The following is a 9,041-nucleotide window of genomic DNA, read 5'->3' as shown; positions in this document are numbered from 1 at the left end:
AACCAACCTCTCTCTGCTTCCCAAACTCTGTCCGCTATAGCGTGACAAGCTCACAGGGTAGCTCGTGCCTCGCAACCCTGGGCTGACCGATTAAACGCCGTTGGCGTTTGCTGATTCGTCGCCGCTAAAAGTGCATGACACGTTGCAGTTCCAAGGAATCACACGCAAGTCCCAGCCGTCGCGCGATGGATGGGTGTGCAATCCAATGCTGATCTTCGCTGCCGGCTGAATCATCTGATTCAGACCTGCAAAGATGGACAGGAAGGATTTCTGACGGCGGCAGAGAATGTCGCTGACCCGGACAGCAAAAAATTGTTCAGCGAGTATTCCCTGCAGCGATCCAAATTCGTGGGGGACCTTCAATCGATGGCGCATGAACTCGGCGAGAGCGACCCAGAGGCGGAGGGGAGTGTCACCGGGACGGCTCATCGCGGCTGGATGAATTTGAAAAGTGCCATTTTGAGCGAGGACGCGCATGCGGTTTTGGTCGAATGCGAGCGGGGAGAGAGCCACGCGGTGGCCCAATACGAAAAGTTTCTGCAGCTTGAGCTTCCCGCTCCCATCCGGGAACTGGCCTCGCTGCACTACGCGGCTATCCTGGCCGGGCACCACGAGGTGAGGATGCTCGCGGATGCGGGCGGGCCGAAATGGGCGTGAGATGAAGCGCTTGGCTGGAGGAGCAAGGCCCCGCCACAGTGCAGAGCTGAACGCTCATCGTCTCAGGGTGAGGCTGCTATCGCCCGCAAGCCCAGCTATCGAGGGGTCGTGCGGAGGGACAGCGACTGCCGGAGGCAGTCCGGCGGCTGTAGGGCGGGGGAGAAGGTGGTGGCGGGTGCAGGTGCCGTGACGGCCAGCGCCATTTGTGGCGACGGATGGTCAGGCGTCGTTGGATTGCGGGATGTGATCTCAAAACTATCGGCGGGAGTATAACGAAGAATGGGGATACCTCCTCGCGTAATCCAGGCAGTCGCCGCGATGGTGATCGTCACTGTTTCGCCCTGGCGGTCGCTGAAACGCCGTGCCAGACAAGCGAAGGCAACCGGCGAAACGGAGGGGTCGCGGGAAATGCTAATGGCCTGTTTGTCGCTATCCGAAGACCCGGTCGACGGTGACCAACGACCGATGAACTGAACGTAAATTTCCTGATCGGAGAATTGAACGTCCGTAATCGTGCAGTCGGGTGATTGATGCCAATCGTGGCGCGGGTAACCGAGGGACTCGAGGCGGAGTGCTGATGGAAATGAGTCGGCACAGATGCCAGTGCCGGCAAAGAAAGCCGTGAGTAGCAAAAGTAGGGCAACGCGTGAAATCATGATGCGTCGGCGATGACGCGAAACGGCCGCGTGTTTCGCGACGCGCGGGGCAGTCCATTGCAAGGCATGGTCAGGCGTTTGGTTCACGGGTGGAACGGGACTTCACGAGGTAGTTCCGGGTGGTGCGATACAAGATGACTGCCGAGGCGAAACCGAGGAACGCAAAGGGGGCAGCGATGGGGAAACCGAGGGAGAAAGCGTTCAACAGAATAAAGGGAGCAGCGAGAGCAAGGGGGGCGAAAAGCAGCCACATACCGAAGAGGACGATGAACCTGGGTGGGCCATCGACTGCGGAACGGTAGGCGAAGCCCTCGGCATAAATGTGTTGCATGGGGTCGACGGCGGCGATCATGCCAATAGGCGCTCCGCAGTCGGCACAAAAGGCGGCTGTCGGTGCATTGGCGAGGAGGCACTTGGGACAGAGTGCGGCCTCTTCTGCAGAGGGTTGGTGTTCCGATTCATTACTCATAACTTTCGTTCCTAGGCGCCATGCGGAAGCGCCTCCGTTGGATGCAAGTGAGCCGAACCCTTTGACATTCTTTTCGAGTAGCACACGACTGATCGATGGGACAGCGATTTTGCTCCGCCCGCGCTGAACGGTCGTGGTCCACGCGTCGAGTGGGGTCCAGCCTAACGCGTGAGGACACGCGTCCTACACCGATGATCGCTACGCGCTAGTAGCCGGGCTTTCCGCGCAGATCTTCGAAGCGATCGACCTTGTAGCCGGAGCCGGCCCGGCGGATGGGGGTGACGTCCTTGGTCGTGGGCGCAGGAAGCAGCGGGTCGGAGAGAATGGTGTCGGTGTCGGCCTTGGTGACGACCGCCGGCGGCGGAGTCGGGTTTGCAGTGGGTGCCTTGTGGGTCTTGCCCGCCGCGACTGGCGCGGGTGTCGGAGTGGCCTTGGCAGCAGCGGCGGCGGCGGCAATCGGTGCGGGAGCCTTCGTGCCTTTCTTGGCCGGGGCTGGAGTCGACGCAGTGGCGACGGACGCGCTGGCGGCAGACTTCTTGGAAGACTTGGCTGGTGGGGTGGGTGTGGCGGCCGCGGCGGTGGATTTGGAATGCTTGGGTGCCGGGGTCGATGGTTCCGTGGCCTCGGCGGTTTCCGTTTTGGGAGTCTTGGAGATTTTGGCGGTCGCTGCGGGTGCCGGAGTGGGTGTGGGCGGCGGAGCCTTGGCAATCCTGGGCTCGGGCGTCGCAGGCGCGGGTGTCGGCGTCGCGACCTTGGTGATGAATTTGGCGACGGGCGTGGGGGCCGGGGCGGCGGGCGGGAGCGGGTTGACCTTCGCGAATCGATTGGGTGCGCCAGCGGGCGGGGGACCAAAGACGGGGGTCTCGACGTGCGGGCCGGCGATGATCGGGGGCGGGGCAGGGGGGTAGGTGTTGATCGGGATGCTCACCATGTGGTTGCCGTTGGGACAGGCGCGATGGGCGGCGACGAATTCGTTGGGGGTGTAGTAGTTGCTGAAGTCGCGGGCGAAGCTGCTGCGGAACATGCCTATTTGCAGGTTCTTCCGCATCTCGAAGTGGAGATGGGCATCGTACTGGCCGAAGTTGTTGCCGATGCGGGCGATCTTCTGCCCGCGCTTCACCTGTTCGCCTTCCTGGACGAAGAATTCGAGCAGGTGGCCGTAGAGCGAGTCGACGTATTTGAGGGTCGATCCTTCGTAATAGGCGTGACGGAGAATGACCACGTTGCCCCAGCCGACGTGGTAATTGCGGGCGAACATCACGAAGCCATTCGCCGTGGCATAGACCGGGTCGCCGAGATCGGTGTCGCCGCCATGCACGCCGTTCCAGTCTTCACCCAAGTGGCCATTTGGCCGATAACCGCGGGCGATGTAGTAGCCTTCGCCGGTGCCGTTCGGGCCTACGGGGAGTTCAAAGCCATCGGCAGCACGCACGGTGGCCGTGTCTTCGGCGCATAGCGGGAGGGAACTGACTAGAATGGCGAGAGCGCACAGGACGGACAAGCGCATGGGTCGGCCAGCATAAGCGGCCCTGCCGACGCGGGCAACCCTCGATCCCGCCAAGGCAAACACCCGCATGCTAACGGAGAAACAGCAGGACGAGGACGCCCGCAATGATCCGATAGATGCCGAACCCGATAAAGGTGTGGCTTTGCACGTAGCGAAGGAGCCATTTCACCGCGATAAAGGAGACGATGATCGCCACGACGGAGGCGAGAATGAGCATGCCCCAATCAATCGGGGGGGCATTGGGCACGGGATGATGCAAGGCATCCATGGTCTGCTTGGCGCCGGCGGCGAGCATGGTGGGAATGCCGACGAGAAAGGAGAATTCCGTGGCCCGGACGCGGCTGGCTCCGACGAGCAGAGCGAGAATGATGGTGGAACCGGAGCGGGAGGCGCCGGGAAATCCAGCGGCAATGAGCTGCGCCAGGCCGATGGTGATCGCCACTGGCCAGGAGATTTCATCCGGCAAATTCTTGCCGCGGACCAGAGCTTCGATCGCAATGAAGACCACGCCGCCGATAATCAACGCCCACGCGACGGGCTGTATTTCCTCGGGGAGCTTGAAATGCAGCTTCTTCATGATGATGCCACCCACGGCGGTAATGCCGAAGGCCACGACGATTTTGGCCAGCAACTGCTGGCTGGCCGGCTCCCGCAGTTTGGTCAGCATCGTGAGCCGGTCGCGGAAGAGGGGGATCACCGCGAGGACGGCGCCCACTTGAATGACGATGTTGAAGATGTCGCTGCGGAGAAAGCTGTTGGGATCGATCTTTAGCAAATGCTCGGCGATGAGCAGATGGCCGGTGGAGGATACCGGGAGAAATTCCGTGAGGCCTTCGACGAAACCCAGAATGATGGCGAGGAGCCAGATCGGCATAGGGAAAAAAGGTGAGCAGGCAGCCTCTCGATCGGGATCGAGCGAACGCCTGTCTCGGGAAGGGGATGAAACTAGATCGCAGCCTCGCCGCGCTCTTCGGTGCGAATCCGGATGGCGTCTTCGACGGGGAGAATGAAGACCTTGCCGTCACCGATCTTGCCGGTCTTGGCCGAGCTCACGATGGCTTCCACGGCTTTGGCGATGCGCTCATCGGCCAGCACGATCTCAAATTTCACCTTCGGCAGGAAATCCACAGTGTATTCGCTGCCGCGATAGATCTCCGTGTGCCCCTTCTGCCGGCCGAAACCTTTTACTTCACTGATGGTCATGCCTTCGATGCCAATTTCCGACAATGCTTCCTTCACGTCCTCGAGCTTAAAGGGCTTGATGATGGCCTCGATTTTTTTCATAAGGCGCAATTGCTAGCGGCTCTTTTTGAATTGGCAAGCCCACAGCGCAGGGAAATGTATAAATTTGTTCAGTGCGGCGGAAAACCCCTTGCCGAGCGGGGACGCGCGGAACAAATAAGGCGATGCCTCACTTGGGTTCTTGGATCAGGGAAAGCGACGAGTCACTTTTTGCCGGGTTTTTAGCTGCTCATCCGGAGATCACGCTGGGCAACGCCCGGGTGGGGCCGGTGGATCCGGCAACGCTCGACGGCCTGCTGGTGACAGGCGGCCCTGACATCTCCATAGGGTTCCACAATGTTCCACCGCACGACCCGGATTTGATCAAAGACCCGGAGCCGGATCGGGACGCTTGGGAATTCGCCGCGGTGCGGTCTGCCGTCGAGCGAGGGTTGCCGATCCTCGCGATTTGCAAGGGTGTGCAGGTGCTCAACGTGGCGCTGGGAGGCACCCTCCATCTCGATATTCGCGGCCACGATCTGCCGGAGATGAAGTCGCAAAACATTCAGCCGATGCGTTTTGACAGCGCCGCGCGGCATCGCTTTGAGCAGGTCAATAGCTCGCACCACCAGGCGCTGGATCGCGTGGCGGATGCGCTGGCGGTGGAGGGCTGGCATGCGGGAGACGGCACGATCGAGCAAGTTCACCTGCGCAATTACCCATGGGGGGTGGGCGTCCAATATCATCCGGAGCGCGATACGATCTACACCAGCCTCTTTGAGGATTTCTTCGCCCAACTCCGTGAACCACATTAATGCTTCTCCCGTCCCGGCGCTCGATCTGAGCATCCGTTGCGGTCTCGACTTTACCTACGAAGCGGCGGCGGCGACGCCGATCATGCTCGTCATCCAGCCGCGCGACGGCGCGGCGCAGCGCATCGAGGCCGAAGAGATGCATCTCGGGCACGATCTCGAGGTGGAGCAGGGGGAAGATGCCCACGGCAATGTCGTGCATCGCCTCACTCTGCCGCCGGGACGAACGACGATCCGGCACGATGCGCTCGTGGCCGTGCCCTCGGTGCGCGAGGATTTTGGAGCGGTCGACGATCCGGTGCCTGTCGAGGAGTTGCCTCCCGAACTGCTCCGCTACACGCTGCCCAGTCGCTACTGCGATTCGGATCGGCTGATGAATTTTGCCTTCGAGAAATTTGGCACCGTGCCACATGGCCTCCCGCGCGTGCAGGCGATCTGCGACTGGGTCCACCACAATATCGAATACCGCTTCGGCTCCGGCAGTCCGTACACCGCGGCCAGCGAGATCATCGAGCAGGGCTTCGGCGTGTGCCGGGATTTCGCGCACTGCGCGGTCGCGCTCAGCCGCTGCTTTAATATCCCCACGCGCTACGTCACCGGTTACGTGCCGGATGTGGCCTTCGAAGACCCGGGCACGCCGATGGATTTTCATGCCTACATGGAGGTCTATGTCGGTCACCGGTGGCAGACCTTCGACGCACGATTCAACGTGCCCCGCGTGGGCCGGGTGAAGATCGCCTGCGGCCTGGACGCGGTGGACGGCGCCTTCTCGACCATCTATGGCGCGGCGACGCTCTCGTCATTTCTGGTCTGGGCTTATCAAGTCGATCCCGCCGAGGTCAAAGTGGGCGATCCTCTGGATATGACGAAGCGCCTCGACGGCACGGCCGTCTTGCGCTTCCCCGCGCAGCGGTTGGCCACGGCGCGCGCGTGAGCGGGAGTTGGGAACCAATTCCTGATCCTTGGATTAATCGCCGGCCGCCATCTGAAACGGCCAATGGGGCAGGCAGTTGCGATCTAGGTGAAAACCCAACCGTTATGCGAAACTACCTTGTTTATCCCGTCTTCATTCTCGCCGCTGCTGCTCTGACCGGATGTGATGTCCGCGTCAAATCAGACGCGCCACCGACCACCGTCGAGAAGAAAGAGACGACCATCATCAACCCGGCCCCGGAAAAGAAGGTCGAGAATAACACGACCATCGTTAATCCTCCTGCGGAGAAGAAATAAATCGCGGATTAGTTTCTGGTTAGGGCACGAACGCGAAATACACGACGGCACAGCCGAGCAGGCAGATCGCCAGCGCCACGAGGCCCAGCGGGCGCCACTTCGGGACCAGGCACCAGAGCAGCAGGCCCGTCGCGCAAGTGACCAGTAACAGCACGCCGGCGATATCGATGATCAGGCGCCAACCGGGGCCGGCATCCGTCCCGCGATGGAGATCGACGAAGCGACCGCTGAATCCGTACGATTCCAGGGAAACTTCGGCATGCCCGTCCGCGCGCTGGATGGTGACATCGGTATGACGGCCGGGAGACTTGAAGGAAAGCGTAAGATGATCGTCCTCGATTTCAAAGGAATCGAGCGCGCCGGTCGCCGAGAAATCCTTGCGCAGTTTCTCCACGATCGCCAGTTTGTCCGGCGCCTTGTCCATCGCCTCGGGAAGCGTGCCTTCTTTTTTCACGATGTGCGGCGTGGCAAAGCCGAACCATTCCTCGTGGTTCAACATGATCCCGGTGACGGAAAAGAATATGACGGCAAGCAGGCCGAGCATCGAGATATAGATGTGGATCGTGCGCGACCATTTTTTGAAGGCCAGTCGCCGATGATGACTTGAATCCGTGCTCATCAGGGTGGACCGAAACTCAGGGTCGCCTGGCCATACTCGGCGCTCGCGGCGATGACGGCTTGCGCTGGCAGCCGGTTGCAGTCGATTTTCGTGCTCCCAATGGCATGCGAGCCATGCTGGCGATTTACCTCGAGGAAGACGGTATACGTGCCCGACGGGAGCGGCTTGCCTTGATCATCGAGGCCGTCCCACACGATCCGATGCTGCCCCGCCGGGCGCGTCGCGCGTGTGACGGTGGCTGCCCATTGCTGATCTTGCTGCGCAAGTTTCCACCATTCGGAAAGATCGGGAAGATACTTCGGGGCATTGCCCCATACCGCCACCGTGCGGACACGTTTGCTATTGGCGTCCTCCACCCACACCGCCACGTAGGGTCGGCGAATCTGCCGCGCATTTCCCGATGGCGTTTTGAGGGTGATCGTGACGGCAACCTGGTATTTGGTGGGCCATAGGCCTGGCTGGCCGGCAACCGGCGGCGTGGGTGCTGCGGCGGGGGCGATTTCATAGGTGCCGAAGCGGGGGCTTCGGAGTTGGCGGCCATCGGCCGTGACGATGAGGCAATCGGCATCCGGAATCTGTCGCACCAGCTCCAGGCCTTCCTCTGGTTTCAAGACGCAGAGCGTCGTCGCCAGGGCATTGGCGTTGGCGCTGTTCCCGGCGATGACCGTCGCGCTGGCCACCCCCTGCGCCGGCAGGCCCGTGCGTGGATCCATGATGTGCGAATAATGTTTGCCTCCGAAGGTGTAGCCGCGCTCGTAGGCCGCGCTCGTGGAGATCGCGCGATCGGTCAATTTCACCTGCGTCAGCGGCGGCGCGTTGTCCTCGTTGTGGGCGGGATTGGCGACGCTGATCGCCCATGGTGTTCCCGGCGCCTGGCTGCCGCCGGCGAAAATGTCTCCACCCACGTTCAGCAGGATGCCCTGAATCGTGGGCGCCCTGGCCCGCGCCGCCACCACGGCCTTGCTAATGATGAAGCCTTTCCCGAGCGAACTGACATCGAGCGTTCCGGTGGTCAGCCGCGTCACGGTATGCGTGGCGCGGTCCAGCTTCCAACCCGGCAGCGCCAGGGAGCGGACGATCGGGAGCAGCGTGGCGGCCGACGGCGGAGTGCCGGCTTTCTCGGCCGCTTTCCACACCCCGATGAGTTCGCCGAGATGGCCATTGTAAGCGCCCCGGGATTTCGCCGTCCAATAGTCGTAGAACGACAGCACATCGAGCAACTCCGGCGAGCACGGTACCGGGCTGGTGCTGGCATTGACGCGACTGATTTCGCTGGTCTCGTCGTAGGTGCTCAGGATCTTTCGCAGACGCTCGATTTCGTCGAGGATTGCCATTTCCACCGCGGCCGCCTGCTGGGCATCGGGCGCCTGCGCTTGCAGGTCGAGCGACGTGCCCAGCACTCCTTCGTGATGGAACTGGAAAACCTGCGGCGGCTCCGCGCCGGACGCCAACCCGGGCAGCGAGAGCACGAGCACAAGGCCGGCGAGCAAGCCGCGAAAAATACCGCCCCAGCCGACGGGAAGAAATGCTGGGGGAGACATTCACGTTATAGAGCCATACGTGATTGCACGTGTCAATCGCACTTCCGGCGCACCCACTTTTATGCTCGGCAATTCCGCTGATCCGTCGTGCAATGGCGCGTGACGATCACCCGGCGATTTCCGCGCGTGTTGCGCCTTGGCGGTTTGGTCTTCCTGGCAGGGTTGCTCCTGCTCGGCGGCGCCGCTTGGTGGGCGCATAGTCACCTGACGAAGCTCCTCGTCGCCTCGTTCAATCGCGCCTGTCCCGAGTTAATGCTTTCGGCCAGGACGGCGGCGTTTTCGTATTCCCTGGCGACGGCGCGACCGGGCACGTCGTGGAGCCTAAAAAG

The 9,041-nt window shown here is 61.7% G+C and carries 12 protein-coding genes; 5 read left to right on the top strand and 7 right to left on the bottom strand.

The genetic code is table 11. The annotated features are described in order from the left end of the window. Positions 1–189: 189 nt before the first annotated feature. Positions 190–657 carry a PA2169 family four-helix-bundle protein gene (locus ABJF10_RS26155; protein ID WP_348547569.1) on the top strand — a complete coding sequence of 156 codons (468 nt, stop codon included), beginning with the start codon at positions 190–192 and terminating at the stop codon, positions 655–657. A gap of 95 nt (positions 658–752) precedes the next feature. On the opposite strand, the gene ABJF10_RS26150 is transcribed toward ABJF10_RS26155, so the two are convergent. The 5 genes from ABJF10_RS26150 to ABJF10_RS26130 form a co-directional block, all read right to left on the bottom strand. Further along, a complete protein-coding gene (locus ABJF10_RS26150) occupies positions 753–1,400 on the bottom strand; it encodes a hypothetical protein (protein WP_348547568.1) in 648 nt (215 codons plus the stop codon). Further along, positions 1,384–1,665 carry a hypothetical protein gene (locus tag ABJF10_RS26145; RefSeq protein ID WP_348547567.1) on the bottom strand — a complete coding sequence of 94 codons (282 nt, stop codon included), beginning with the start codon at positions 1,663–1,665 and terminating at the stop codon, positions 1,384–1,386. The genes ABJF10_RS26150 and ABJF10_RS26145 overlap by 17 nt, the downstream gene beginning before the upstream one ends. Before the next feature lie 322 nt (positions 1,666–1,987). Beyond that, positions 1,988–3,289, bottom strand: a complete 1,302-nt coding sequence (locus tag ABJF10_RS26140) for a M23 family metallopeptidase (RefSeq protein ID WP_348547566.1) — start codon at positions 3,287–3,289, stop codon at positions 1,988–1,990. Positions 3,290–3,359: 70 nt separating this feature from the next. After that, a complete protein-coding gene (locus ABJF10_RS26135) occupies positions 3,360–4,163 on the bottom strand; it encodes an undecaprenyl-diphosphate phosphatase (protein ID WP_348547565.1) in 804 nt (267 codons plus the stop codon). A gap of 71 nt (positions 4,164–4,234) precedes the next feature. Then, positions 4,235–4,573, bottom strand: coding sequence for a P-II family nitrogen regulator (locus tag ABJF10_RS26130; RefSeq protein ID WP_348547564.1), 339 nt, complete (start codon positions 4,571–4,573; stop codon positions 4,235–4,237). Between the two features lie 131 nt (positions 4,574–4,704). Here ABJF10_RS26130 and ABJF10_RS26125 point away from each other — a divergent pair, with 131 nt between their 5' ends. From ABJF10_RS26125 to ABJF10_RS26115, 3 genes are all read left to right on the top strand, one after another. Beyond that, positions 4,705–5,325 carry a gamma-glutamyl-gamma-aminobutyrate hydrolase family protein gene (locus ABJF10_RS26125; RefSeq protein WP_348547563.1) on the top strand — a complete coding sequence of 207 codons (621 nt, stop codon included), beginning with the start codon at positions 4,705–4,707 and terminating at the stop codon, positions 5,323–5,325. Next, entirely contained in the window at positions 5,312–6,256 is a 945-nt protein-coding gene (locus ABJF10_RS26120; RefSeq protein WP_348547562.1) for a transglutaminase domain-containing protein, read from the top strand. The genes ABJF10_RS26125 and ABJF10_RS26120 overlap by 14 nt, the downstream gene beginning before the upstream one ends. A 104-nt stretch (positions 6,257–6,360) precedes the next feature. After that, positions 6,361–6,552: a hypothetical protein gene (locus ABJF10_RS26115; protein WP_348547561.1), complete on the top strand. Its 192-nt coding sequence runs from the start codon at positions 6,361–6,363 to the stop codon at positions 6,550–6,552. 19 nt (positions 6,553–6,571) lie between these two features. Here ABJF10_RS26115 and ABJF10_RS26110 read toward each other — a convergent pair whose 3' ends face one another. Next, positions 6,572–7,252 (bottom strand): PepSY-associated TM helix domain-containing protein, encoded by a 681-nt coding sequence (locus ABJF10_RS26110; RefSeq protein ID WP_348547570.1) that lies wholly within the window; start codon positions 7,250–7,252, stop codon positions 6,572–6,574. Then, positions 7,171–8,712, bottom strand: coding sequence for a DUF2271 domain-containing protein (locus tag ABJF10_RS26105; RefSeq protein ID WP_348547560.1), 1,542 nt, complete (start codon positions 8,710–8,712; stop codon positions 7,171–7,173). Before ABJF10_RS26105 ends, ABJF10_RS26110 begins: the two co-directional genes overlap by 82 nt. Before the next feature lie 87 nt (positions 8,713–8,799). On the opposite strand from ABJF10_RS26105, the gene ABJF10_RS26100 reads away from it, so the two are divergent. After that, on the top strand, positions 8,800–9,041 hold a 242-nt coding region (locus ABJF10_RS26100), incomplete at its 3' end, for a hypothetical protein (RefSeq protein WP_348547559.1).

The organism is Chthoniobacter sp., assembly GCF_040003245.1.
Lineage (GTDB): Bacteria > Verrucomicrobiota > Verrucomicrobiia > Chthoniobacterales > Chthoniobacteraceae > Chthoniobacter.
This window is presented reverse-complemented; position numbering and strand designations above follow the sequence as displayed.